Source organism: Siphonobacter sp. SORGH_AS_1065 (assembly GCF_030818595.1).
GTDB lineage: Bacteria > Bacteroidota > Bacteroidia > Cytophagales > Spirosomataceae > Siphonobacter.
The window spans coordinates 2,695,124-2,720,748 of the sequence record NZ_JAUTAM010000004.1 but is presented as its reverse complement, the minus strand read 5'-3'; the positions used below and the strand labels follow the sequence as shown (position 1 = coordinate 2,720,748).

The following is a 25,625-nucleotide window of genomic DNA, read 5'->3' as shown; positions in this document are numbered from 1 at the left end:
CCCACAGTCAATTATTCTATAAAGATGCTGAATATATCTCCCAAGCGAGTCGATCCAGATATGTCTGAGATCGAAATCAATTCACTAAAAACGCTTTCGACCCACCGGACGGGCCGCAAACTGGCCCGCTGGATTATTGGGATTCTACTCATTCTGTTCATTGTTCTGTTTATGCCCTGGCAGCAGAACATCAACGGTACGGGTACGGTGACGGCCCTTACCCCGCAGGATCGGCCCCAAACGGTGCAGAACATTATTGCCGGAAGGATCGAAAGATGGCACGTCCGGGAAGGTCAGGTTGTCCAGAAAGGCGATACCATTCTGACGCTTTCCGAGGTTAAGGATGAATACTTCGACCCGAATCTGCCCGAGCGATTAACGGAACAGGTTGGAGCTAAAGAAACGGCAGTAGACGGTTACGAAAGTAAAATTGACGCGGTTGACAATCAGTTAAGTGCCCTGCGAAATGCCCTGCGACTAAGTCTGGACAAAGCTCGAAACAAAGTATTGCAAGCCCAGGCGAAAGTGCAATCAGACAGCGTAGACGTGTTAAATGAGCAGATTCAGTTCCGAATCGCCGAAGTTCGTTTTGAACGTTTCCAGCAAGGGTACGCTCAGGGGCTTTTCTCGAAAACAGAACTCGAAACCCGTGAATTAAGCTTTCAGGGCTCGCGGGCTAAATTAGTTGCGGCCCAAAATAAACTGGCGATTTCCCGTCAGGATTTGATTAACTCCCGCATCGAATTGAACTCGATTAATGCAGATTATCAGAAAGAAATAGCCAAATCGCTTTCTGACCGTAGTTCGGCAGTTTCTTCCCTAGGCGATGGCCGCAAAGAGCTTTCAGAGTTACGGAATAAAGTAGCGAATGTCGGGGTTCGTCGTAATCAGTACGTATTACGAGCTCCTCAAAATGGTATTGTCGTTAAAACTCTGAAAGCTGGGGTGGGCGAAACCATCAAAGAAGGCGAGCCGATTTGTACGCTGCAACCGCAAAACCCGCAAATGGCAGTAGAACTGTACGTAAAAGCCATGGACGTTCCGCTGATTCAGAAAAACCGGGAAGTACGGATTCGTTTTGACGGCTGGCCCGCTCTGCAATTCTCGGGTTGGCCCTCGGTCAGCGTGGGTACGTTTGGTGGTCGCGTCGTGGTTATTGACCAGGTGAACTCTCCCAATGGTGAATACCGGATTCTGGTAACACCCAAGCTGGAAGAACGTCGGGATCACCCCTGGCCTAAGCAGTTACGTTTAGGCTCAGGTGTATACGGCTGGGTTATGCTGGATAGCGTTCCGGTATGGTATGAAATCTGGCGTCAGTTGAATGGCTTCCCACCTAGCCTGAAAGAAGAACCGAAAGGAGACTACGAAGGGAAGGGAGGTAAAAAATGATGAATTCAGGCTTCCGTTTTCGGTGTTCAGTGTTCAGTTACTGGAATTTTTTCCGAAAGCTCTTTTTTCTTTTGATCCTGATGGGAAGTTACAGTTTTGCTTCTGCTCAGGATTCGGTTCGGATTTTTACTTTTTCGGATTATGCGGATTTGATCGTTAAAAACCATCCCGTGATCAAACAATCCGAGCTGATTCCGGCGGATGCCCGTACGGAATTGATGCAGGCTCGGGGGATGTTCGATCCTAAACTGGCTTCGGATTTTAGTCGAAAAGAATACAAGGACCGGGAGTATTACAACCACTGGGAAAACTCGCTGAAGATCCCAACCTGGCCGGGCATTGACCTGAAGGCCGGTTTTGATCGAAATACGGGTCCGTATATTAACCCTCAGTATCGCACACCCGACGCGGGTTTAGTGTACGCGGGTCTGAGCGTTCCGCTGGCCCAGGGGTTACTGATTGATGCCCGCCGTTCTACCCTTCGACAAGCCCGATTATTACAGGACATTGCCGAAGCTGATCGTCGGAAATTGGTTATCAAGATCATGTACGATGCCGCCAAAACTTACTGGGACTGGTACTTTGCGTATCAGCAATTTCGATTTACTTCGGAAGGGTTAGACCTGGCTCAGGTTCGGTTTACGGCGGTGAAGCAACGCGTAGAAATCGGTGATTTGGCTCCGATTGATTCCGTACAGGCTAAAATTACGGTTCAGGAACGGCAGGCGTCCTATCAGGAGGCTCTCATGGAATTTCAGAACACGCGGCTGGGCATTTCCAATAACCTCTGGACAGCAAACGACGAACCCGCCGAACTACCCGAGAATGCGATTCCGGGCGGTGTTACCTTACCCGAACCAACCGAAGAACAGTTGAACAACTTACTGGCCCGGGCCAATCAACAACACCCGGAGCTAATTAAATTCAATTTCAAGTTACAGCAACTGGACATCGAGCGACGGTTTCGGCAGAACCAGTTACTACCCGTCGTTAATGTGAGTTATAACTTCATTCGTGAGCCGGTTAATATGGGTTCGTACGATGCGGGCTGGTGGATGACCAACAATTACAAAGTTGGAGCCGAAGTTAGTTTCCCACTGTTTCTGAGAAAAGAACGCGGAAAACTTCAACAGGTTCGTATCAAGCAACAGGACCTCCGCTTTGATCAGCAACAAACTCAGCGAACCATTGCTACTACGGTACGTCAGGTCTTTAATCAGGCCCGATCCTATCAGCAACAGGCTGAATTTCAACGATTGGCTACCGAAAACCAGGCGGTTTTGGTGCGAGCGGAACAGCAGAAATTTACTATTGGGGAGAGTACTTTATTCCTGGTAAACACGCAGGAAACGAAATTGATCGACATGCTAATCAAGACGGAATCGCTACGAACCAAATACGCCAAAGCCTGGGCTAACAGCCTGTATGCCGCCGGTAGTAACCCTCAATAAGCCCGTTTTAGTAAAGTTCGAAGCTTAACATCTCCTTAAAACCGGATGGTTTTGAAACTAATTTGCTTATTTTTGGTATTTAATTTCGACGAACACTAAACAACCAAAGGTTTTAGTGTCTAATTTTATAACTAGAACTTATTCACTAAAAACGACCATCATTATGTTTGGAATGGGAGGACCCGAAGTTGCACTTATTGCTGTAGCCTTCGTACTGTTATTTGGAGCCAAGAAAATTCCTGAACTGGCTCGGGGACTAGGAAAAGGAATCCGCGAGTTCAAAGACGCTTCTCGCGAGATCAGAGAGAACATCGAAAATCCAGGGAAAGAGTAATTGCTCTCCTAACCATATAAAAGTCAGCTTCAATCGTGGAGCTGACTTTTTTGGTTTTGGTGGATTGCAAATCCACCACAGACGGCTTTCGGATTATAAATCCGAAAGAGCATCTGGACGCGACTTCATTGCGTCTCAACGCAGAAGAGCTGGAATTATAGCGATCTGCCTTGAATTGGTAATCCAACATTATCTCACGCTAGCCAAACCTTTTTGGCCCATAACGCACCACAGTTTGCGGTATCTTCTATTTTTGTGCTTTCTATCTCTGTACGCATGAAATCCACGCTTAGCAAGTTACTCCCTCATTTACTCGCCGTTCTGGTTCTGTTTGTACTGGCTGCTCTCTATGCCTCGCCTAGTCTTCAGGGCAAAGTTCTGGGCATGCACGATATTCAGCAGGCTCAGGCCGGAGCTCAGGAACTCAACGAATTCCACAAAGCCACGGGCCGCTGGGCTCTCTGGACCAACTCCATGTTCAGCGGAATGCCTGCCTACATGGTTGCAGGCGATTACCCATATACATTCGTCGGTAAAACCGTTTCCATTGCTCTATCCATCATTCCAGAAGCCATTCGGATCATTTTCCTGATGATGCTAGGCATGTACATCTTACTGACTACCATGGGCGTTCGTCGCTGGCTGGCAGTGGTGGGAGCTCTAGCTTTCGCCTTCGGTTCTTACAACATGATCTTCATTAAGGCCGGTCACGTTTCTAAAATGTACGCACTAGCTTACATGCCGGGAATTCTGGCTGGGGTGATGCTGGCCCTTCGTGGACGTTACTGGATTGGTGGAGCCGTTACCGCTCTATTTGTCTGTCTCGAACTGGCCGCTAACCACTTACAAATCACGTATTACTTCGCTCTGGCTCTGGTTCCGTATATCATTATGGAGACCATCGTGCAGATCAAGGAAGGTCGTCTGAAAAATCTCACTACGGCGGGTGTGGTTCTGGCCATTGCTGCCGCTGTGGGCGTAGGCAGTTATGGCGGTCGTTTAATGGTTACGCTGGATTATACGAAGGAAACCACTCGGGGTACCTCTGAGCTTTCACTGCCCAAACCCGCCGCTCCCGGAGCCGCCGCTGCTGCAAATACTCAAAATGGGCTGGATTATAACTATGCTTTTGAATACAGTTACGGGATTGGTGAAACGTTAACGCTGCTAATTCCCCGCGTCTACGGTGGTGCTTCGGCGGAGCCGCTTACCACGGATTCCGAGATTTACAAAATCATGACCCAACGGGGCATGGATCCGGCTCAGGCCAAGCAAATTGTAGAGAATGGATTTTATACCTATTGGGGAGGATTACCCATCAATGGTGGACCCGCCTACGCCGGAGCCGTAGTGCTTTTCCTCTTCGTATTAGGTTTGTTCATCGTCAATACCCGCGTGAAATGGTGGATTGCCGAAGCTACAATTTTAATGCTCTTCATTGCCTGGGGCAGTAATTTTTCTGCCTTTGGTAACTTCATGTTCGATCACTTCCCGCTCTATAATAAGTTTCGGGCGGTTACCATGACGTTAAGTATCGTTCAGTTTTTAGTGGCGTTACTCGCCGTTTTAGCGGTACAAACCCTGATTGACCGTAAACCCACCTTTGCTCAACTCCGTCCGGCTTTGCTTGCCAGTGTGGCCCTGACGGGTGGTTTGGCTTTGTTGGTATGGTTGCTTGGGCCTTCCATCATGGAGTTACGCAAGCCGAACGAAAGCGTACAGTTAGGTCAAATGTTCGGTGATCCTGCTTTCGGTACGGAAGTTCTGCGGGCTCTGGTCGAAGATCGGGGTTCTTTATTACGTTCGGATTCTCTCCGCACGCTGATTTTTGTACTGATTGCGGCGGCTCTGGTCTGGTTATACGTAACGAATAAGATCAAGGAAACTATTCTGATCGTTGGTCTGGGCGTGATTGCTTACTTCGATTTGTTCTTCGTTGACAAGCGTTACTTTAATAACAAAGATTTCTCCAGCAAGAGCGAAGCTCAGGCCCGTATTACTCCTACTCCGGTAGACGAGCAAATTCTTCAGGATAAAGGGCTGAGTTACCGGGTACTGGATAATCGAGGTTACTTCATGAGCGATGCGAGTGTATCCTATTTCCATAAATCACTCGGGGGTTACCACGCGGCCAAGCTGAAGCGTTATTCGGAGTTAATGGAGTACGCTTTGCCGAAAAACTTTATGGGTGTGATTAACATGCTCAATGCCAAGTATGTGATTCAACGCGATCCGCAAACGAATCAGGATGTGGTTCAGCAAAACCCGGAAGCGTTGGGGAATGCCTGGTTCGTTCAGAATTACCGACTCGTGCCTAATGCCAACGAAGAAATGAAGGCGATGGAAACCCTCAATCCAAAACAGACCGCGGTCATTGATCAACGTTACGCAAACGACTTGAAAGGATTAACCTCCATCCAGTCAGATTCTACCAATTCGATTAAACTGGTTGCTTACGAACCTGATCGGATGAAATACGAGAGCAAGGCGGGCAGTGAACAACTGGCTGTTTTCTCGGAAATTTTCTACAAAGGTAATAACGACTGGAAATCGTTTATCGATGGTAAAGAAGTTCCTCACATTCGGGTTGATTATCTGTTGCGAGGCTTACGCGTTCCGGCGGGTACCCATACAATTGAGTTCAAATTCGATCCTCCCGTCTGGAAAAAAGGCATGACCATCGACCTGATTTCCAACATTGCCCTGATTTTATTAGTGATTGCGGGCGTGGTCATTGAAGTTCGTAAACGATAATCCATCGAATGTTCACTTGAAAATGGCTGGTGCATGCATCAGCCATTTTCCATTTAGTTAACCCGTATGCTTATTACCCTGCTCCTCTGGCTATACATGTCCATCCTCTGCCTCGCGGCTGGTGATTTAGTATGGCTAGCCTTCCAACGTTTGGGACGTTCTCCTCAGGAGTTACCACTCCCCGCTCTAGCCTTCATCGGTTGGGCCGGATTAACCAATGTATTAGGTTATTTCTGGCTCTTCAGTGCGATTGGAATGGAGGTTCATGCAGGGCTTTTTATCGCATTAATGGGCTGGTTAATCCATCGACGTTCGTATTGGAGCACTCGAATACAGACGATTACTTTGCCTAAATCACTTTATTTCTGGGGAACCTTTCTGCTAGGCTTTCTGGTCATTCTTACCCGTACTACGCACCTGCCACGAGTGGCCGATACGGGGGGGTACCATGCTCCGATGATTCGATGGATTTCGGAATATGCCGTCGTCCCCGGACTGGCAAACGTTAATTATCGCTTTGGATTTAATAACGCCTCCTTTCTGACGGAAGCCTTTTTCAGTCTTCGTTTTCTTACCGGAGAATCGTATCACGTGCTGAATGGTTGGCTGATGCTGGTACTTTTCGGGTGGGGATTGAAGTCCATTCTTCATAAACCCCAGCGAATGAGCGACTGGCTGATACTAGGAATGGGGGTTCTCTTTCTCTGGCATGCTCACTGGCGGCTGGCCTCGCCCAGTCCCGATCATCCCGCTCAGATTCTCGTCGGACTCGTCTTTTATTTGATGACCCGGCAAGTAGAAGGCTCTGGTGCATCGTCCGAACGCCTGTTGATCGTATGGTTAACGCTGCTGGCCTTTACCATAAAAATGAGCACGCTTATGGCCTTGCTGGTTCCGGTCGTCCTATTTGTTGATTGCTTTCGAAAAAGGAGTTATCGTCAGGCTAGCTTACTGGTCGTGGTCGGACTTATTCCGCTTCTCTGGTGGCTGGGAGCCAATTTGATTTTAACGGGCTATATTCTTTACCCCACCACTTCACCATTAATCGACTGGTTTTCTTTTGACTGGAAAGTCCCAACTTCCGTTATTGAGCAAGGCTTAATTAATCTTTCTGGGGGAACCAAATTGAGTCCGGTCAACGGTTTATTTGATTTTAGCTGGATACCTCACTGGTTCGCTTCGCAGTTACTCCCCGATCAGGTATTACTTATTTTTCTCTTTGGCTGGCCGCTGGCGGCAATGATCCAGTGGAAGCGGACGGTGCAGTTTCTCATGCAATATCCTAACTGGTTCTGGTTATTATTGATGTCTTTTGCGGGAGTAATTTTCTGGTTTATTAATGCTCCAGAATTCCGGTTCGGAATGGGCTTTATCGTTGCCGCCTTGCTGATTGGGTATGCTCCTTTTCGCAGACCCGTTCCCAAGCTGTTCAGTTTGGGAGCAGTTGGATTCCTTAGCCTTGCCTTGGTATATGCTTCCTTTAAAAGGCAGTTTCCCCCCCTAGTAACTCCTGATTTTTATCCAAAGGCTTCCGTGACGGTTTACCCCTTGCCTCCGCTTCAACTATACGTAGCCAACGACGACCCGCGAGTAGTGCATGGCATCAAAGGGTATTGGAGTAACTGTCAGGATGCGGCTTTACCCTGTAGTCCTTACTATAATCCGGCGTTGAGTATGAGAGGAGCAACCCTTCAGGATGGGTTTAAAATTCAACCCTAAGGCCGTAGAGACGCGACTTTATCGCGTCTGGGTAAATAGTTAATAGTTTTTGGTTGTTGGTTAATAGATTAATATTCAGTGTTTTTCCCTCCCTGGCTGGTGTCTTCACCAGCCATGAACAGTAGTTGGCGAGAACACCAACCAGGGAGGAAAGAATTTAAGAGGCTTTGCTCCCATTAAATTTCAATGCTTAAGAGGCCATTTTGTTACTATCTAAATTATTCTCATTTCCCGGCCAGACGCGATTTTTGTTACTTCCTCCCTGGCTGGTGTCCTCACCAGCCATGAACAGTGGTTGGTGAGGACACCAACCAAGGCAGAAAGTAATAGAGGCCAGTGGAAACACTGGCCTCTATTACTTTCTGCCTTACTACTTTAATTACCTTACTTCTTGGTCACAATTAATTCTACCCGGCGGTTTTGTCTTCGTTGCTGATCGTTAGTTGAGTTTACTAATGGTTTTGTATCGCCAAAACCCTGTGTTTCAATACGGCTGGCTTCAATTCCATTGTCAACTAAATATTGCTTCACCGTTGTGACCCGATCAATCGACAGCTTCATGTTTGCTTTAGAATCTCCAATGGCATCCGTGTGGCCTTCCAGCCGAATCTCTACCGTTGGGTTTGCTTTTAGCCATTCTACTACCTGCGTTAGCCCTTCAATGGATTCGGGTAACAGGTCCGCTTTTCCGGTTTCAAAAAGAATATTTTTCAGTTCAACCTTGGCCCCTACTTCAGCCTTCAATTCTTCCGCCGGGGCTTCTTTAGGGGTAGGCTCAACGGGCGGTGGAGTCACTTCTGCCGCTGCGGGTTTAGCCCCCGTGGCTCTTAGGTAAAAATCCTTCTCAACCGCATTTTCCTTGACAGTTACCGTCGCCGTAGCGGGCTCATAACCCGGAGCAATGACGGTTACCTGATACGTAGCGGGCTTCACATTTTTTCGGTAAACGCCTGTGCTACTGATGGTTTTCAACGTATCGTTTTTAGCTCCCGGTTTTTGAAGAACGATCCGTCCGTCGATCACCTCTTTGGTCGTGGCATCATAGACCTGTCCACTTATTAAAACGGTTAGAGGAGGAATAGTGGATCCCGCTTCTTTTCTTCGCCACTACCGGAGCAGGCGTTTTCTTTGCATTTTTCTTAAGAGCCGGATTTTTTACGTGGATATGGTAGAAATTCCAGCAGTGCCAGTTATCCATACCATCCCGACATTCAAAAAGATTGAAGTCTTCCAGTCCCGGATCAAGTCGTTCGAAATACACGACAAATGACACCACATCGCCAGGGCGAACGTCTCGTTTGGCGGGCCTTACCGGAATGCCTTCCGCCTTAATAAACTTGAACGAATAGAGTTTACCCTTACTGTTGACTTGCAGATCACTTTCCGGATCAATGGCAATGTTGGATGCCGTCATACTGGGGTTCATTCGTCGCAGGTACCGATCTTTTATACTTGGGACGGGATCCTCATACCGCAGGGAGATGATCGTGTATTGGCTAGTCAACTCCACTTTGGTAATCGTCACATCTTCGGACGTTCGACCTTCCACCCGTGGGTTTAGCGTAACCTGAGCCTGAGCGATAGTTGCGAACAAGATGCTGAATAGAGCGATGAATACTTGCTTTTTCATGGTTAAATCAAACAACATACGGGTATTAACGTAAATTCAGGTTGAATATTTTCAGGCTAAATTTACTCAGGAATGGGCAAAAAAGAAGTCCCGCAGGTAAAGCTTACCTACGGGACTCGTCTTTTTTCTTAAGCGTTACAGAATGGCTTCTGCCAATACGAGGATTTTGTTGTTCAATACCTCTACGACACCGCCATCTACTGTATACGTCTTTTGTCCGTCTTTCGTCTCGACAACCACCGGACCTTTACCGATCGTACTCACTAAAGGAGCGTGGTTATTCAAAATCTGAAACGAACCCTGGGTGCCCGGAAAAGAAGCCGAAACCGCTTCACCAGCAAACACCTTTTTATCGGGAGTAATAATTTCGATGAACATGATCCGGAGTTTGGAGTTTTGGGTTTCGAGTTTAGGGTTTCGAGTTCATTTCTAACTCAAAACTCTAAACCCTAAACTCAAGACTATTTAGAAGCTTCGGCCAGTAATTTCTCGCCTTTTACTACTGCGTCTTCAATCGTACCTACGAGGTTAAAGGCTGCTTCAGGCAGGTGATCGTAATCACCAGCAATGATTTTGTTAAAGCCTTTAATCGTTTCTTCGATGGAAACGAATACCCCTTTCAGACCCGTAAACTGTTCAGCGACGTGGAAAGGTTGAGACAGGAAGCGTTGTACGCGACGAGCCCGTGATACCGTTTGCTTATCTTCTTCGGATAATTCGTCCAGACCAAGGATGGCGATGATATCCTGCAATTCGTTGTAGCGTTGCAGAATCATTTTCACGGCCATTGCACAGTTATAGTGAGCATCACCTAATACTTCGGGGCTCAGGATACGGCTGGTAGAATCCAGAGGATCCACCGCAGGATAGATACCCAGCGAAGAAAGTTTACGGCTCAATACCGTGGTTGCATCCAAGTGAGCGAAAGTCGTCGCTGGAGCGGGGTCAGTTAAGTCATCCGCAGGTACGTAAACGGCCTGTACAGAAGTAATAGAACCACGCTTGGTTGACGTAATACGCTCCTGCATGGCACCCATTTCCGTAGCCAGCGTAGGTTGGTAACCTACCGCTGAAGGCATACGACCTAACAGAGCGGATACCTCAGAACCAGCCTGAGTAAAGCGGAAGATGTTATCGATAAAGAACAGGATATCGCGACCCTGACCTTCACCATCGCCATCACGGAAGTGTTCCGCTACGGTCAGACCTGAAAGGGCTACCCGTGCACGTGCTCCCGGAGGTTCGTTCATCTGTCCGAACACGAGCGTAGCTTTGGAATCTTTCAGAGATTCGTCGTCTACTTTAGACAGATCCCATCCGCCTGCTTCCATGGAATGGTTGAACGCTTCACCATACTTGATTACGCCTGACTCGATGAATTCGCGGAGAAGGTCATTTCCTTCACGCGTACGCTCACCAACACCAGCGAATACGGAAAGACCACCGTATACTTTCGCGATGTTGTTGATCAATTCCTGAATCAATACCGTTTTACCTACCCCGGCACCACCGAAAAGACCAATTTTACCCCCTTTTACGTAAGGAGCTAACAAGTCAATTACTTTAATACCTGTAAATAATACTTCGGTTGAAGTAGCCAGTTCATCGAACTTAGGAGCCGCCCGGTGAATAGAAAGGCTGCCTTCTCCACTGGGCTGTGACATACCGTCAATAGCCTCACCAACGACGTTGAACAGACGGCCACGAATGGCATCGCCTGAGGGCATGACAATGGTTTTACCATGGTGAAGTACCTCAATACCCCGATAGAGACCTTCGGTCGCGTCCATAGCGATCGCACGTACGCGGTCTTCGCCTAAGTGCTGCTGAACTTCCAGAATAACTTTCTGACCGTTGGATTTCGTTACTTCGAGGGCATCAAGGATAGCCGGCAGGGATGAACCTTCTTCTTCGAAACTCACGTCCACAACCGGTCCGATCACTTGGGTAATCTTACCTTTATTGACTGCGTTTGCCATTGAATATGAATAGTTACTGGGAGATTGCAAATTTTCCCGCAAAATTAGATTACGATTCGCGTAATCCCAAAGTCAATATTGGATATTTCCGCGAAAAAAACTGAATAACTATAATAAGGTACGTAGAATTGTATTCAAAGTTATCCTAAGGGCCTTTCTGAACGTATTTTTACCCTATGCAAGAACCTGTTTTTTCTTCTTTCGTTCCGACGACCCTTAACTGCCGGGGTCGATTAGTTTCGATTCAGACGCCCGTAGTGATGGGTATTATCAATATTACCCCCGATTCTTTCCACGCTGGAAATCGATTTGGCGATCCCGAAGGGATTCGACAACGGGCCGAAAAAATGCTTTCCGAAGGGGCTACTTTTCTGGATATCGGTGGCTATTCTACCCGACCTGGAGCGGATGATGTGCCCGAAGAAGAAGAGATCCGACGGGTGTTACTGGCCGTGGAAACGATTCTCAAACATTTCCCGGATGCCTTGCTTTCCATTGATACGTTCCGGTCGAACGTAGCCCGCCGAGCTATCGAAGCCGGAGCATCCCTGATTAACGACGTTTCGGGTGGTTTGCTCGATGACGCCATGTTTCAGACAGCCGCCGAGCTGCAAGTTCCTTACGTGCTGATGCACATGCGGGGCACTCCCCAAAACATGGCCAGCCTGAATCAGTACGAAAATCTGGTAACCGAAGTAATAGATGAGTTACTGGTTCGGGTAACTCTGGCTCGGGAAGCGGGCATTAAGGATATTATTCTGGATCCTGGTTTCGGCTTCGCGAAAAACGCCGATCAGAATTATGAGTTACTGGCTCAGGCGGAAGCTTTCGGCGTCTTTGGTTTACCCCTATTAATTGGGCTATCACGGAAAAGCATGGTCTGGAAAAAACTGGGAATTCCACCCTCCGAAGCTCTCAATGGAACGACGGTTCTGAATACCATCGCCTTGCAAAAAGGAGCAACTATTTTGCGGGTACACGATGTCCGGGAAGCCATGGAAACAATTCAGATTATGCAATGGCTAAATCGGTATTAATCGTTACTCACAAAACCCCGCTGGGGTTTATCAGGCTTCCGTCAGTTTATACACCAAAAGAATTATCTTTAGCCCCAATTATTTTCTTCTTTCATGGCAGCTACTTTTTTCCTTAATGGCGAATTTCTTCCCGAAGAACAAGCCAAGCTTAACATCACGGATTTAGGCCTGTTGCGGGCCTACGGAATCTTCGATTTTTTCCGGTGTATCGACGGGAAACCCATTTTTCAGGAAGATCACCTCGACCGCTTTAATCGTTCGGCGGAGCTAATGGGCTTGAACATTCCAGCCAGTCGCGAGCAGCTACGGGAAATCATTGCCGAGCTGATTCGCCTCAATCCTCATGCCTTATTAGGTCTGAAACTGGTACTGACGGGCGGGTATTCTCCCGATGGTTTTGCCCCCGCCGAGCAATCGAATTTTTTTGTAATTGCCAAGCCCTTTGAGTTTAAAGATCCCGAAAAAGGGCTGCACTTTATGAGCGTAGAACACCAGCGACAACTCGCCGAAGTAAAGTCACTGGATTACCTGCTTCCCATTTATTTATTGCGGAAGCAACGCGAAATGGGAGCCGACGACGTATTATACTATGAAAACGGTCTGATTACTGAATCTTCACGTTCCAATGTTTTTGTGGTCAAAGGCGATACCCTGATTACCCCTGCCGAGGGAATGTTACGCGGGATTACCCGGAAGCACATCCTGAATTTTGCTCAGCGTGAACTGAAAGTAGAAGAACGTGAAGTAACGCTCGAAGAGACTCTACAGGCGGATGAATTATTCACCACGGGTTCAACCAAACGCATTGTTCCGGTTACCAAAATTGATAATCGTCCCATTGGTTCAGGCCAGCCTGGTCCCATTACACGTCAGTTGTACGAGCGGTTTTTAACGTACGAAAAAGAAACAAATTGAAGCGATTTATTGGCCTATACCTGATTTGGGGAGCTATTTTTCAAGCCTGCGGGCAAGCTCCCCCAACCTTACCTTCCTGGCAGTCCAGTACCTGCGATAGTTCCCGGCAAGTAACTAGCCTGAGTTTATACGACCTCATTACGCCCGTCTATAAAACCGACAGTTTACGCGAGCAGACCCTGGGCGTGAGTCGCGTGCTGGCTTTTGTCAAAGACGAACCCGGCACTTTCCATTTTTTGGGTTCGCATCGTTCCGGCTCACCTACGGACTCTCTGCCTGCCCCTACCTCCCGACTGGATAGTATGCAGCGACACGCCTATTTTACGGCCATCACCGAAGACCCACTGTATCTGTACAATCGCTGGGCCTGGCTACTGGATACCACCCGCCAGGCTTTTCTGGTTCGTCGCGACTCACTGGTGGATTCACTTCGGCGGCAATTACCGAATTATGAAGTGAAGGTTATTTCTGATTTACGAAGTGCGGAGTTACAAACCAAACTGCTGGGACGAGGCCGCAGTATGGCTCCCATTTCCTTTCATCAGTTAGGGCTGGCGGCAGATTTAGGCTTCTTCCGGCATGGCAGACTCGTTCGTAACGCCGGGCCTTACGAGGCTATTGGTGACCTAACCCCTTATTACCAGTTAATCTGGGGCGGAAATTTCGTGGGCTTTATTGATCCGCCGCATTTTCAGCTATACCGAAATGCTGCCGCTTTCCTGAAAGACTTCCCTTTGTTACGCTTTGAATTTGAGCCTTTCTATGATCGTTACCTCCAACGCGTTCAGCAAAAAATCGAGGCAAACAAGGAATACGAGGTAGAAGATACCAAAGAGTTATTATCCACCCTCAATGAGTATCGAAGTCAGTTTCCCTGTCCCTGCCAGTCCATTGCGGTTATGGATACGACCAGGCTGCAATCGCCAAAAATAGCTACCCTTTCTGCTGATGATCTAGTCATTGTGGGTGATTTAAAGGAACAGCGTTTAAACATCTGGCGAGGAAGCCATTTACTAGTTTCTTACCGCCTTGGAATCTGGCGGTAATATGTTAAGATTTGAAAAATAATACTTAATTTTCCGCAGTTCTGTTTCTGGAATACTATTTTCCAGAAATCAGAACGGTAATAAAAATTCAACCTTAACACAGTAGTATCATGGGATTGATCTCATTCATGAAGGGAGTCGGCGAGAACCTCTTCGGCAGTAAAGAAGAAGAAACGAAAGTAGCTCAGGCAAAGCCCGAAGAAGTAGAACCGCTACGGGCTGGAGCTTTACTACAAAAAGTAAAAAGTCTGGGCTTGACTTACAAAAACTTAACCATCAAAACAGCCGGTTCTACGGTCGTGTTGGAAGGTGAAGTAGACAACCAGGAAGACGCCGAAAAAATTGCTTTGACGGTGGGTAATGTTACCGGAGTAGAGCAGGTAGACAACCGCATCCGGGTAACGGCTCCCAAGCCCGAAGCTCAGTATCACACCGTTGAAAAAGGCGATTCATTGTCAAAAATTGCGGGTAAATTCTACGGCGATGTCATGAAATACCCCATCATTTTTGAAGCGAACAAACCGATGCTGAAAGATCCTGATCTGATCTATCCTGGTCAGGTGTTACGGATTCCACCGCTGGAAAGCTAGGATTATAACCTATTCAATTAAACGTCCTGTTTTTCTGAAACGGGACGTTTTGTTTTAAACATCTTCTCAGATTTTGGGCTTTATTATACGGATTCATCTATTCCCCTACGGCCCATGCGTTCAACCAAACAATACGTTAATCTCAGTCATAATAAAGTTGAAAATCACCTCAAAACCTTACAAAACGAGTTTGAGGAAACGGTTACCCCTACGGATACGGTTACCTATAAACTACGTCAGTTTTTCTGGTCGAACTTCTTTGGCTTTGTATACCATTACTTCAAAAGTCGTTTCGGCAAACGCTATCCTTACCAGTCTTATCCGAAAGACGGCGATTCGGGGGTTTACCAAATCCCGGAAAACACGACCCTGGCTCTGCTTTCCGACTGGGCAACGGATACCGTTGAATCGGATTTGGTGGGACGACTCGCGGCACGCTACAACACCGATTATACCCTGCACCTGGGCGATGTTTATTTTGTAGGAGCACCGAAGGAAATTCGGGCCAACTTCCTGAACCCCGATGCCTCCTGGCCCTGGGGAAAGAACGGAAGTCTGGCCCTGTCAGGTAACCATGAAATGTACTCCAACGGACGGGGTTATTTCGAAGAATTATTACCCCGCATGGGCGTTGATCAGGCGGGCGTACGGGTGAGTCAAAAGGCAGGTTTTTTCTGTCTGGAAAACGAACACTGGCGGATCATTGGACTAGATACGGGTTATACTTCCGTTCGGAATCCGATCATGGAAATCCTCAATCCACCGGATTGCCGCCTGAAAGACGTGCAAATCCAGTGGTTAAAAGAACAAGTCAAGCTCGATGATCCGAACGATCCACGCGGGATTATTTTCTTAAGCCATCATCCCGTTTTCTCCGTATTCAGAAATGCCTTTCCCAAACCCGGTGAACAACTTCGGAAGTTAATAGGCGACACCAATCGCCCCGTCGTCTGGATTTGGGGCCATGAACACCGCATGGTGATTTACCATACCCAAAATCTGCCCAATAGCCTAACCGTTCATGGTCGTTGCATTGGTCACGGCGGTATGCCCGTGGAACTCAAAGCCCCGGAAACCCACGATCCGATTTACTTCATGGACGACCGCATCCGCGAACGCCTCCGCCGTAAAAATGTCAGCTACAACGGCTTTGCCTATCTGGAATTAAGAGGCCCCAAAGCCCTCATGAAATACATCGACATGGAGGACACCATGATTTTTCAGGAAAGCTGGCGGGTGGAAGATGGAAAAGTGATTGTGGAAAAGGCGGATGCGGTGTAGAGACGCGATGATTCGCGTCTTAATTTTTTCTGTACTGGCTGGTGTTTAAACAAGCCATTCTAATTAAGCATCTATTTCATCTTTCCTTTTGAGCTTATTAGGCCTTTTATTTTTGGGTAACTTCCGCTAAACTTCAATAACCAATATCAATACCCGCCTACTGTTAATCATACACTTACACTACTGTGTTACAAAAATTTGCTCTATAGAGGTTACATTTTGACATTTCAATTGATATAAGTATAATTACACTAATCTATATATCCACCAACCTTATAATACTTATTCCCAATGGATCTTATCACTCCCCTAACCAGACGTGAAATAGAGATTCTGTACTATGTTGCTCAGGGCATGACAACAGAACAAATTGCGGAACAGTTATATCTCTCTGTTCATACGGTAGCACGTACAACAACAGTAAATAACTTGGCTACTTAGAAGACGACAATGAATAAACCATATCCTTTTGATATTTATGAAAATAACAGCACTTGATTTTTTAGCATTTTTTTTACCATTGGCTATCTTAATAGCTTTCTATGGCTTTAATATTCATTGGAAGTATTTAGCTTTAATTGGGCTACCTTTATCATTTATAGTTTATTTTTTTCGTATCAAAAACGAAAAAAAATACAACCACGATAGAACTCAGATTAATACGTTATCTATAATTATAGGCATAATACTTATTATTACCATTTATATTTATTATTCTATAATATAGCATAAACTACCTATTTTTTTGCAGGGGTAAATAGTGACTTGATCACTTCAATTATTTAAGTAAAGAGTTACATACTTTTAATTCTTTACTTTAATAATTGAAGTAACAAGTAGAAGTAATAAAATATTTAGGTGCTTTCTAGATACTTAAACCATAACACACATTGGTCTTCCTCTCAATAAAATAAATCCATACAACGGATAATCATTATAACATGAGCCAAGGAAAAAGTTATACTAATTTGGGAATAATCGTTGTAATAAGTGCCTTTCTTTTTTCTTATTTTGACGGAACGAATTCATATACCAAATTAAAATCAATATTAAATATGGATACTCTATTAGGATTTATAGCAGGTATTTCTCTATGTTTTTTTTAAGAAAGAAGTAATTCATTGGTAATTCCTCAAAGGCAAGTATGATTACCATATTTGAGAATAGAGTTTAGAAGCAATAACCTGCAAACTTTTCAACTATCGTTTAAACATTAATATTAATCCATCAAGAATAGAATCTCAACCTAACACTTAGTATTACAATAAATTAATACTCAAACAAATCATCCTTCTTCATGAATTGGCCGGAGATAAACTTTGACAAACAAACACAATCTATAATCAGAACTCATAGCCCCTATCTATTCGCCCTAATTATAGGTATGATTGTATCCTCCTTTTTCGTAAAAAATGCTTACTTACCAATTGTATCACTCACGTTTTTGTCTGTTATCATTTTAATTTTTATTAAAATATTAGTTAGTGTCCAATCAAACTCTTTTAGAATGTTTGCTATTGGGTTCATTTCCTTCATACTTCTTTTAAGTTATTTTTTAAGTCCTATAAAAGAAAAATACGAGAAAGAATATATGGCTACTAAAGTAGAAAACTACATAAGATCACACTTTAGCAGGAAATAATCAAGTTAATAATAAATCACAATAATCAGTTTATTATACTTCATACTTTACAAAAAACATTAGTATAGCTATGCCAACCAGTTATTCAGGTCTACTATGGCAGGCATTCGTGGGCGGCATTTTTCTTCTTATTTTATTTTTTATTTTTAAATTTTTAATAAGACTTCTAAAAAATAAATAGCTGTTTTATTTCAAAACTCTACTCATCATATATTGAAAGCAATTTTCCATATACAACCTACTACTATTTGTAACTTAGGGTCTAATAATATTGTTACTAATCAATACTTTGCTTAAACTTAAGACCTAAAAAATAAGAAAAACAATTAATCTTTACCTATTCCCTTTTCTATCTTTGAGTAGGTTTCACTAATATCAGAAAGGAGTATTTTACTTTACAATTGCAAAATTACTCAAGTTATTCTCGACAAATGCTTTTATTATATCAATCTCATCGTCCATAACTTCGTAAAATTTATCATCAAGAGGTTCGAAAACATCGTATTTTTTGTACATGTCAGAAAACTCTTCAATGGTCGTTTCTTTTTCGAGATCTTCCTTATTTTTCTCGTAAATAACCTTAGCCTCATCAACAATAGTTGCCATCTCTGAGGCTCCCCAGCTTCTTATGTATTCCGAAAATGGATTCTCAAAAATATAACTCCCATAACCGTTTTGTATTAATTGAAGAAAACCCCCATTGGTTACCTGCCCGTACAAGTCGTTAAAAGCCAAAAGTGTATGCTGTTCCGCACTAAACTCTTCTACTATCTTCCCACTTGGGTCTGAAGATAGTATTTCGATGTAAGGCTCAATGAATAGAAATAAGAAATCCCATGCATCATCTTTAGCCCCTTCTATTTCATCCCGAGTTAGAATTGGCAACGTTCTATTGGTCATTTTTTAATGTATGTTCGTATGATGATAGTTTGACCAGGCTGCTGTTGGCACTTATCTAGTCGTTCTTAGTTGCAAACCCCACTCGTCCTCTGCCTGACGCTCTGCCCTCTGGATGTTTAAAATACCAATGGCAGGTATGAACCTGCCATTATTGTGGGAACGAGATAGAATCTCGCTCCAGTAGTAGTTCGTCGAAATCGTTTTTCTTACTTCGCCAATTCCTCTTCCAAATCAATCTCTGTATAATCCTTCACGCATTTACGAACACTGGTAAATGTTTCGAATTCTTCGGCTTTGTGCGTGGTGGTCAGGATGATGGCTTCCATACCCGCGTTGAAGGCCGTGCGGGCTCCCGTGGGAGAATCTTCGAATACTAGACATTCGTCCGGCTCCACGCCCAGCGTCTGAGCTACCTGAAAAAATACGCTCGGGTCAGGCTTGCCTTTCTTGACATCGCGGTCGCAAACGATGGCTTTGAAGTAGTGCCGGATGTTGAGGTTATCGAGCACATAATCCACGTTTTCGTAGCGGGCCGCCGTGCCAATGCCCATCGGAATATTCAGTTCTGCGGCTTTCGCCAGTAACTCGGGTAAGCCGTCAATGAGGCGAAGCTGCTCCAGGAATATCTCCCGATACCGGGCTTCTTTCTCCGCTGAAATACGATCTCTTTCTTCAAACGTATACTGATCACCGAAAATCCGTACCAGAATATCATCGTTCATGCCGTGGCAGGTAGCAATGACCTCTTCCAGGGTCAACTCCTTCCCTACTTCAGCCAGTTTCGATTGCCAGGCGTGGTGGTGAACCATCATGTTATCCACCATCGTCCCATCCATATCGAAGATTAAAGCTTTCTTTTTCATGAGGTAAAGGTAGTTTTCAGTTGGCTGTTTACCGTTTTCTGTGGACGTTAATAATGAAATCTTAATCCTGTACATGGCCTACCGTACTTAACCACAGAGTTCCTCAGAGTTATGCACAGTGTTACTCTGTGTTATAACTCTGAGGAACTCTGTAGTTAATTTTAACTAACTGAAAACGGTAAACCAACAATTGACAACTAATAGAAGACTCCGTAAATTGTCAGAATCAGGCCTGTGATGGTTAGGGCTCCGATCAGGAAGGGCGTGGATACCTTGAACCAGTTGGATTCCACCATAAAGGCTTTGGGGTTATCTTTGCCTTTGGATTCGAATAAGCTAATCGCTACGTGAACGACTACGCAAATCCAGAATACGGTACCCATGCGGTTCAGGAAAGGCATATCAGGAGCCTGGTATTTGAACAGCGTGGACAAAGGAATACTCAACAGGGCCGATACTAGAGCTCCATTGGTAGTCGCTTTTTTCCAGAAGAAACCTAATAGGAAAATCGCCAGAATACCCGGAGAAATGAAGCCGGTATACTCCTGAATGTACTCAAAACCCTGACCGAAATTCCGCAGCAGAGGACTCAGGATTAACGCGATACCAAAAGCAACCACAATAGAAACCCGACCCAGCCAAACGGTTTGCTTCTCATCCAGATTAGTATTGAAGAATTTCTTGTGAATGTCCAGTACGTAAATAGTGGAGATACTGTTTGCCTTTCCCGCCAGCGAGGCTACAATAGCCGCCGTCAGAGCCGCGAACGCCAGTCCTTTCAGACCTGCGGGTAATAAGTTTAGCAATACGGGGTACGAGTTATCAGGCTTCACAATCCCCCCCTCGGTAATTCCCTGAACGATGGACGGATCGGCGTTTTCCTGAAACAATACGTAAGCCGCCAGACCGGGTAATACCACGATGAAAGGCATCATTACTTTCAGAAACGAAGCAAAAAGCAAACCATTACGGGCCGTACTCAGATCCGCACCCAGAGCCCGCTGGGTAATATACTGGTTACAGCCGAAGTAGTTGAAGTTCACAATCCACTGACCGCCGATGATGAACATCATCATACCGGGTAACTGGTTATAGGCATCAATAAACCCGCCGCGACCATCGTGCACGCTATACTGCCCCGGTGAAAATACCATGTGCATGTGGCTGTCGGCCTTTTCTTTCAGCAGGCTTAATCCCTCCAGCACACCGGAACCCGTACCTACGCGATCCGAAAGTAAATCCAGAGCCAGATACGTAGTGGCTAAACCACCCACTACCAGACAAACCACCTGAATAACGTCGGTGTAACCGATTACTTTCATCCCACCCAGGGTAATAAATACGGCAAAGACCGTCAGGAAGATGGCAGACGGCATGAAGCCAAAACCCGTCATTTTTTCGAGACTAATTGCCCCCAGGTAAATGATAGAAGTCAGGTTAACGAGAATGTATAGTAACAGCCAGAACACCGCCATGATCGTCGCTAGTCGCCCGTCGTACCGAATCTGGAGAAACTGCGGCATGGTGTATATCTTGTTTTTGATATACATGGGCAGGAAGTAAATGGCGATGATAATCAGCGAGAAAGCTCCGGCTAACTCGTACACTGAAATAGCCAGCCCTAATTGAAAGGCCTGCCCGCTCATGCCAATGAACTGTTCTGCTGAAATGTTGGAAGCGATGATAGATGAACCAATGGCCCACCACGTAAGCGACCCTTCAGCCAAAAAAAAGTCCTTGGAATCGGCGGTTTGTTTGCCTTTATTTTTGAAGACCCAGTAACCGTAAACGGCCACTATCACGAAATAAATCAGAAAGATCGCGTAGTCAATGGATTCAAGTCCCAGCGTTATCATGCAGGCTTAGAGGATTTGTTAGGATAGAGATAAGTGCTTTTTAACTAACAGCCTTGACCATAATAGGCATCTTTGCCATGCTTACGGAAAAAGTGCTTGTCAATCAGGGTTTGTTTCAGTCGGGGAACGTCTGGGCGAAGCGTGCAGGACAGATAGGCCATTTGAGCAACGGCTTCGAGAACACCGGCGTTGTAAACCGCTTTTTCTGCCGTTTTTCCCCAGGTAAAGGGAGCGTGATTACCGAGAAGGATCATCTCTACTTCTTCATACGAAAGCTGACGACGCTCAAACTCATTCAACACCTGAAAACCCGTTTCGTATTCGTAGTTACCCTTAATCATCTCGTCTTCCATGGGCGGAGCACAGGGAATGTCCGTGGTGAGGTGGTCGGCGTGGGTAGTTCCGAGGATGGGAATATCAAGCTGAGCCTGAGCCCAGGCGGTAGCGTACATGCTGTGCGTGTGCACGATGCCGCCAATGTTCTCCCAGTGTTTGAAAAGCACGGCGTGGGTTTTGGTATCGGAAGAAGGACGCTTGGTTCCTTCCACCACCTGAGCTTCATAATCACAGATGACGATGTCTTCCGGTTTCAGAAATTCGTAGGGGACACCGGAGGGTTTGATGGCAAACACACCTTTTTCCCGATCCACCACCGAGGCATTACCGAAGGTAAAAACCACGAGATTCAGTTTGGGAAGCATCATGTTTGCTTCGTAACACTCCTCTTTTAGACTTTTATAACTCATACCAATGGGGAGTTTTAAATGTTATTGCTGAATATTTTGATCAGTCCTTCGGCTTAGGAATGCCGCTGCCAGCCTTTTCGCTGGCAGCCCACCCCTTTCTTCTTCATAACTTTATTACTTCAAGTAATGCTGCCAGCAAAAGCTGGCTGGATACTACTTATAGCTTACATCATTCCAGCGAAGTTCATTCTTCAGCTGACGCAGGTTGGTATCTTTATCGATCACCACCAGTTCGGTACCAAACATATCGGCGAAGTCTTCGATGTATTCGGTCGTCAGGTTTTGGCTGTACACCGTGTGGTGAGCTCCACCGGCCAAAATCCAGGCCGCACAGCCCGTTTGCATATCCGGCTGGGGTTTCCAGAGTACACGGGCTACGGGTAACTTAGGTAATTCCTCCTGAGCTGCCATGGCTTCTACCTCGTTTACCAGAATCCGGAAACGGTTTCCTACGTCGATAACAGACACGTTCAGAGCGGGGCCACCGGCTGCGTTAAATACCAGACGTACAGGATCAGCCTTGCCACCAATGCCCAGCGGGTGAATCTCACAGGAAGCCTGACCATCCGCGATGGAAGGACAGATTTCCAGCATGTGTGAGCCCAACACGAGGTTATTACCAGGACTGAAGTGATAGGTATAATCTTCCATAAAAGAGTTACCCCCTTTCAAGCCACTCGCCATCGTTTTCATGGTGCGAACCATGGCCGCCGTTTTCCAGTCGCCTTCGCCACCAAACCCGTAACCCGCCGCCATCAGACGTTGCGAGGCAATGCCGGGTAACTGAGCCATGCCGTGCAGATCTTCGAAGGTATCCGTATAAGCTTTGTAGTTTCCATCTTCCAGGAAGGCCTTCATGCCTAACTCAATACGGGCAGCTTCGCGAAGGGACTGACGGAATTCTCCATCCTGACGTAACGAAGCAGCTACTTTATATTCGTCTTCGTACTCCGAAATCAAACGATCAATTTCAGCGTCGGAGATTTGATTAACGACTTGAACCAGATCACCAATCCCGTGGGTATTCACCGAATACCCAAAGGTCATTTCAGCGGATACTTTGTTACCCTCCGTTACGGCTACATATCGCATGTTGTCGCCAAAACGAACGACTTTCATGCCTTGCATTTCGTAACGAGCTACCGATACCCGAGCCCAAACGCTGATTTTTTGAATCACGTCTTCCTGCTGCCAGTGTCCCACTACTACTTTACGATTCATCCGCATCCGCGACATGATGAAACCGAATTCGCGGTCGCCGTGAGCAGACTGGTTCAGGTTCATGAAGTCCATGTCGATACTACTCCAGGGGATATCGCGGTTGAACTGCGTGTGCAGGTGCAACATGGGTTTCTGAAGAGCTTTCAGACCCAGAATCCACATTTTTGCTGGAGAAAAGGTGTGCATCCAGGTAATAATGCCCGCACAATTAGGAGCTACGTTGGCATCCTGAACGATGCGGTAGATTTCTTCGGTAGTTTTAACAACGGGCTTGAAAACGACCCGCACCGGAAGAGAAGCATTTAAATGTTCAGCAATGGTTTTGGAATGTTCATCCACCTGACGGAGTGTTTCTTCTCCGTATAAATGCTGGCTACCCGTTACGAACCAGACCTCAAACTGTTTTAAATCGAGCATGATCTTGATTACTGAAAATCAGTTTATTAATTAAGTAAATCGTTGCAATTTTTATGCTGTTTCGGAGTTACAAATCCCTGACAGATGGCTTTCGGATTGCAAATCCGAAAGAGCTTCTTCCGCGACTGCGTCGCTGGAAAAAGGCGTTTTACTGGCAATCCTCTTAAACGCCTTTTAAGCGTGTCCTAATAAGGCGGGTTCTTCTTTCCCAAACTCCACAAAGTGACCTAAGTCCAGGAATTTCTGGTAGAGCTTTTTATAGACTTCTACCTTTTCAGGTTGCGGTTCATAAATCGCATCAAAGCCAGAAGACATCGCCGCCTGGGCTTCGCCTACGTTTGCATGAACACCTGCCGCTACGGAAGCAAACATGGCTGCTCCCAACGCACAAGCCTGATCAGACTTGGCAATTTTGATCGGCATATCCAGAACGTTCGCCAGCGTTTGCATCGCAAAAGCAGACTTCCGGGCCACACCACCAATGGCAATGACCTGTTTGATGGGGACGCCTTCATTTACAAAACGATCCACAATATTTTTCGAACCGTAAGCCGTCGCTTCTACCAGGGCTTTAAATACCCGAGCGGTATCACTGCCCAGATTTAGACCCATGATGGCTCCTTTCAGCGTGTGATTGGCATCCGGCGTGCGACGACCATTGAACCAATCAATAGCCACGGGATCATTTTCAGTCAAGGGTAACTGAATTGCTTTTTCCGATAAATGCGGGATTAATTGCTTGCGGATGGTTTCAGCGGCTTCCTCGCCGAGTAATTCCCGCACGGGTTGCAGCACCAGACGTTGTAACCAGGCATAGATGTCACCATAGGCTGACATCCCAGCTTCCATGCCCAACATGCCGGGAATAACGGAGCCATCCACCTGTCCGCAAATGCCGCGAACGAGCAGATTGCCTATTTCTTCGGTTGGAGCTACCAGCATATCGCACGTAGACGTTCCGATCACTTTACAAAGCGAATACGCTTCAATGGTTCCACCCACGGCACCCATGTGAGCATCGAACGCTCCTACGCCGATGATCGCCTGATCGGAAATGCCCAGTTTTTCAGCCCATTCCTTCGAGATTTGGCCCATGGCTTCATCTGAAGTATAAGTATCCTGGAATAACCGATCCCGAAGGCCACTTAATAAGGGATCGAGCTTCGTCAGGAATTCTTCGGAAGGCAGGCCATCGAAGTCTTCGTGCCAGAGAGCTTTATGGCCCGCCGCACAACGACTGCGTTTTAGGGTTAAGGGGTTGGTGTTACCCGTCAAAACGGCGGATACCCAGTCACAATGTTCAATCCAGGAAAAGGCTTTTTCTCTTACTTGCTCATCGACCCGTAGCGTTCGCAGAATTTTTGACCAGAACCATTCGGAAGAATAAATGCCACCAACGTATTTAGTGAAGTCAGGGTCCCAGGAGTGAGCTAAATCGTTGATTTCCTGTGCTTCTTTATTCGCCGTATGATCTTTCCAGAGAATAAACATTCCGTTTGGATTCTCTGCAAATTCAGGTAATAAAGCCAGCGGAGTTCCATTTTCATCCACCGGGCCGGGCGTTGAGCCTGTAGTATCTACGGAGATTCCTACGACGTTCTGACGCACTTCTTCGGAAGCTCCTTTCAAGGCTTCCTTGATGGTATATTCCAGCCCTTCGAGGTAGTCGAGCGGATGCTGGCGGAACTGCGAATGCGGAGCATCGCAGTACAGACCCTGTTTCCATCGAGGGTACTCATAAACGGCGGTTCCGATTTCTTCTCCCGTTTGAGCATTCAACACGAGTGATCGTACTGAATCGGTCCCATAATCAACGCCAATCACGTATTTTGCTGCCATTATTCATTTAAAG

The 25,625-nt window shown here is 46.1% G+C and carries 21 protein-coding genes; 11 read left to right on the top strand and 10 right to left on the bottom strand.

Going from position 1 to position 25,625, the window contains the following annotated elements; translation table 11 throughout:
- Positions 1–24: 24 nt before the first annotated feature.
- The 5 genes from QE390_RS11995 to QE390_RS11975 all read left to right on the top strand — a co-directional run bounded on the left by QE390_RS11995 (position 25) and on the right by QE390_RS11975 (position 7,650).
- Positions 25–1,392 carry an HlyD family secretion protein gene (locus QE390_RS11995; RefSeq protein WP_106636200.1) on the top strand — a complete coding sequence of 456 codons (1,368 nt, stop codon included), beginning with the start codon at positions 25–27 and terminating at the stop codon, positions 1,390–1,392.
- A gap of 80 nt (positions 1,393–1,472) precedes the next feature.
- Positions 1,473–2,843: a TolC family protein gene (locus QE390_RS11990; protein WP_307142309.1), complete on the top strand. Its 1,371-nt coding sequence runs from the start codon at positions 1,473–1,475 to the stop codon at positions 2,841–2,843.
- Positions 2,844–3,006: 163 nt separating this feature from the next.
- The gene (locus QE390_RS11985) at positions 3,007–3,177 is read left to right on the top strand and encodes a twin-arginine translocase TatA/TatE family subunit (protein ID WP_106636198.1); all 171 of its coding nucleotides are present in this window, start codon (positions 3,007–3,009) and stop codon (positions 3,175–3,177) included.
- A gap of 276 nt (positions 3,178–3,453) precedes the next feature.
- The gene (locus tag QE390_RS11980) at positions 3,454–5,931 is read left to right on the top strand and encodes a hypothetical protein (RefSeq protein ID WP_307142308.1); all 2,478 of its coding nucleotides are present in this window, start codon (positions 3,454–3,456) and stop codon (positions 5,929–5,931) included.
- A 66-nt stretch (positions 5,932–5,997) separates the two neighbouring features.
- Positions 5,998–7,650 carry a hypothetical protein gene (locus QE390_RS11975; RefSeq protein ID WP_307142307.1) on the top strand — a complete coding sequence of 551 codons (1,653 nt, stop codon included), beginning with the start codon at positions 5,998–6,000 and terminating at the stop codon, positions 7,648–7,650.
- Between the two features lie 384 nt (positions 7,651–8,034).
- Here the strand turns inward: QE390_RS11975 and QE390_RS11970 are convergent, their stop codons facing one another.
- The 4 genes from QE390_RS11970 to atpD form a co-directional block, all read right to left on the bottom strand.
- The gene (locus QE390_RS11970) at positions 8,035–8,673 is read right to left on the bottom strand and encodes an OmpA family protein (RefSeq protein WP_307142306.1); all 639 of its coding nucleotides are present in this window, start codon (positions 8,671–8,673) and stop codon (positions 8,035–8,037) included.
- A gap of 16 nt (positions 8,674–8,689) precedes the next feature.
- A complete protein-coding gene (locus QE390_RS11965) occupies positions 8,690–9,280 on the bottom strand; it encodes a hypothetical protein (RefSeq protein WP_307142305.1) in 591 nt (196 codons plus the stop codon).
- A gap of 135 nt (positions 9,281–9,415) precedes the next feature.
- The gene (gene atpC / locus QE390_RS11960; protein ID WP_106636192.1) at positions 9,416–9,658 is read right to left on the bottom strand and encodes an ATP synthase F1 subunit epsilon; all 243 of its coding nucleotides are present in this window, start codon (positions 9,656–9,658) and stop codon (positions 9,416–9,418) included.
- A gap of 83 nt (positions 9,659–9,741) precedes the next feature.
- A complete protein-coding gene (gene atpD, locus QE390_RS11955) occupies positions 9,742–11,259 on the bottom strand; it encodes a F0F1 ATP synthase subunit beta (protein ID WP_106636191.1) in 1,518 nt (505 codons plus the stop codon).
- Positions 11,260–11,435: 176 nt separating this feature from the next.
- Here atpD and folP point away from each other — a divergent pair, with 176 nt between their 5' ends.
- The 6 genes from folP to QE390_RS11925 all read left to right on the top strand — a co-directional run bounded on the left by folP (position 11,436) and on the right by QE390_RS11925 (position 16,569).
- Positions 11,436–12,296 carry a dihydropteroate synthase gene (folP, locus tag QE390_RS11950; protein WP_307142304.1) on the top strand — a complete coding sequence of 287 codons (861 nt, stop codon included), beginning with the start codon at positions 11,436–11,438 and terminating at the stop codon, positions 12,294–12,296.
- 93 nt (positions 12,297–12,389) lie between these two features.
- On the top strand, positions 12,390–13,211 hold the full coding sequence (locus QE390_RS11945; RefSeq protein ID WP_106636189.1) for an aminotransferase class IV: 822 nt from the start codon (positions 12,390–12,392) through the stop codon (positions 13,209–13,211).
- Positions 13,208–14,257, top strand: coding sequence for a M15 family metallopeptidase (locus QE390_RS11940; RefSeq protein ID WP_307142303.1), 1,050 nt, complete (start codon positions 13,208–13,210; stop codon positions 14,255–14,257). Before QE390_RS11945 ends, QE390_RS11940 begins: the two co-directional genes overlap by 4 nt.
- A 110-nt stretch (positions 14,258–14,367) precedes the next feature.
- Positions 14,368–14,847, top strand: a complete 480-nt coding sequence (gene lysM / locus QE390_RS11935; protein WP_106636188.1) for a peptidoglycan-binding protein LysM — start codon at positions 14,368–14,370, stop codon at positions 14,845–14,847.
- Between the two features lie 114 nt (positions 14,848–14,961).
- Entirely contained in the window at positions 14,962–16,128 is a 1,167-nt protein-coding gene (locus QE390_RS11930) for a metallophosphoesterase (RefSeq protein WP_307142302.1), read from the top strand.
- A 291-nt stretch (positions 16,129–16,419) separates the two neighbouring features.
- A complete protein-coding gene (locus QE390_RS11925; protein WP_307142301.1) occupies positions 16,420–16,569 on the top strand; it encodes a LuxR C-terminal-related transcriptional regulator in 150 nt (49 codons plus the stop codon).
- A gap of 1,591 nt (positions 16,570–18,160) precedes the next feature.
- Here the strand turns inward: QE390_RS11925 and QE390_RS11920 are convergent.
- The 6 genes from QE390_RS11920 to QE390_RS11895 form a co-directional block, all read right to left on the bottom strand.
- Positions 18,161–18,670 carry a DMP19 family protein gene (locus QE390_RS11920; RefSeq protein ID WP_307142300.1) on the bottom strand — a complete coding sequence of 170 codons (510 nt, stop codon included), beginning with the start codon at positions 18,668–18,670 and terminating at the stop codon, positions 18,161–18,163.
- A 206-nt stretch (positions 18,671–18,876) separates the two neighbouring features.
- Positions 18,877–19,533: an HAD family phosphatase gene (locus QE390_RS11915; protein WP_307142299.1), complete on the bottom strand. Its 657-nt coding sequence runs from the start codon at positions 19,531–19,533 to the stop codon at positions 18,877–18,879.
- A 197-nt stretch (positions 19,534–19,730) separates the two neighbouring features.
- Positions 19,731–21,389 (bottom strand): sodium/sugar symporter, encoded by a 1,659-nt coding sequence (locus tag QE390_RS11910; protein ID WP_232793641.1) that lies wholly within the window; start codon positions 21,387–21,389, stop codon positions 19,731–19,733.
- 44 nt (positions 21,390–21,433) lie between these two features.
- Positions 21,434–22,135 carry an L-ribulose-5-phosphate 4-epimerase gene (locus QE390_RS11905; protein WP_106636185.1) on the bottom strand — a complete coding sequence of 234 codons (702 nt, stop codon included), beginning with the start codon at positions 22,133–22,135 and terminating at the stop codon, positions 21,434–21,436.
- 153 nt (positions 22,136–22,288) lie between these two features.
- Positions 22,289–23,773 (bottom strand): L-arabinose isomerase, encoded by a 1,485-nt coding sequence (gene araA / locus QE390_RS11900; RefSeq protein WP_307142298.1) that lies wholly within the window; start codon positions 23,771–23,773, stop codon positions 22,289–22,291.
- Positions 23,774–23,947: 174 nt separating this feature from the next.
- Complete coding sequence (locus QE390_RS11895; protein WP_106636183.1) at positions 23,948–25,612, bottom strand: ribulokinase; 1,665 nt, start codon at positions 25,610–25,612, stop codon at positions 23,948–23,950.
- Positions 25,613–25,625: the final 13 nt, after the last annotated feature.

Coding starts and splice junctions, on each gene's coding strand:
- araA (WP_307142298.1), bottom strand. CDS start 23,773: ATGCTCGATTTAAAACAGTTTGAGGTCTGGTTCGTAACGGGTAGCCAG.
- QE390_RS11930 (WP_307142302.1), top strand. CDS start 14,962: ATGCGTTCAACCAAACAATACGTTAATCTCAGTCATAATAAAGTTGAA.
- QE390_RS11975 (WP_307142307.1), top strand. CDS start 5,998: ATGCTTATTACCCTGCTCCTCTGGCTATACATGTCCATCCTCTGCCTC.
- QE390_RS11905 (WP_106636185.1), bottom strand. CDS start 22,135: ATGAGTTATAAAAGTCTAAAAGAGGAGTGTTACGAAGCAAACATGATG.
- QE390_RS11980 (WP_307142308.1), top strand. CDS start 3,454: ATGAAATCCACGCTTAGCAAGTTACTCCCTCATTTACTCGCCGTTCTG.
- QE390_RS11990 (WP_307142309.1), top strand. CDS start 1,473: ATGGGAAGTTACAGTTTTGCTTCTGCTCAGGATTCGGTTCGGATTTTT.
- lysM (WP_106636188.1), top strand. CDS start 14,368: ATGGGATTGATCTCATTCATGAAGGGAGTCGGCGAGAACCTCTTCGGC.
- QE390_RS11945 (WP_106636189.1), top strand. CDS start 12,390: ATGGCAGCTACTTTTTTCCTTAATGGCGAATTTCTTCCCGAAGAACAA.
- QE390_RS11985 (WP_106636198.1), top strand. CDS start 3,007: ATGTTTGGAATGGGAGGACCCGAAGTTGCACTTATTGCTGTAGCCTTC.
- QE390_RS11915 (WP_307142299.1), bottom strand. CDS start 19,533: ATGAAAAAGAAAGCTTTAATCTTCGATATGGATGGGACGATGGTGGAT.
- QE390_RS11910 (WP_232793641.1), bottom strand. CDS start 21,389: ATGATAACGCTGGGACTTGAATCCATTGACTACGCGATCTTTCTGATT.
- atpC (WP_106636192.1), bottom strand. CDS start 9,658: ATGTTCATCGAAATTATTACTCCCGATAAAAAGGTGTTTGCTGGTGAA.
- atpD (WP_106636191.1), bottom strand. CDS start 11,259: ATGGCAAACGCAGTCAATAAAGGTAAGATTACCCAAGTGATCGGACCG.
- QE390_RS11895 (WP_106636183.1), bottom strand. CDS start 25,612: ATGGCAGCAAAATACGTGATTGGCGTTGATTATGGGACCGATTCAGTA.
- folP (WP_307142304.1), top strand. CDS start 11,436: ATGCAAGAACCTGTTTTTTCTTCTTTCGTTCCGACGACCCTTAACTGC.
- QE390_RS11965 (WP_307142305.1), bottom strand. CDS start 9,280: ATGAAAAAGCAAGTATTCATCGCTCTATTCAGCATCTTGTTCGCAACT.
- QE390_RS11925 (WP_307142301.1), top strand. CDS start 16,420: ATGGATCTTATCACTCCCCTAACCAGACGTGAAATAGAGATTCTGTAC.
- QE390_RS11995 (WP_106636200.1), top strand. CDS start 25: ATGCTGAATATATCTCCCAAGCGAGTCGATCCAGATATGTCTGAGATC.
- QE390_RS11920 (WP_307142300.1), bottom strand. CDS start 18,670: ATGACCAATAGAACGTTGCCAATTCTAACTCGGGATGAAATAGAAGGG.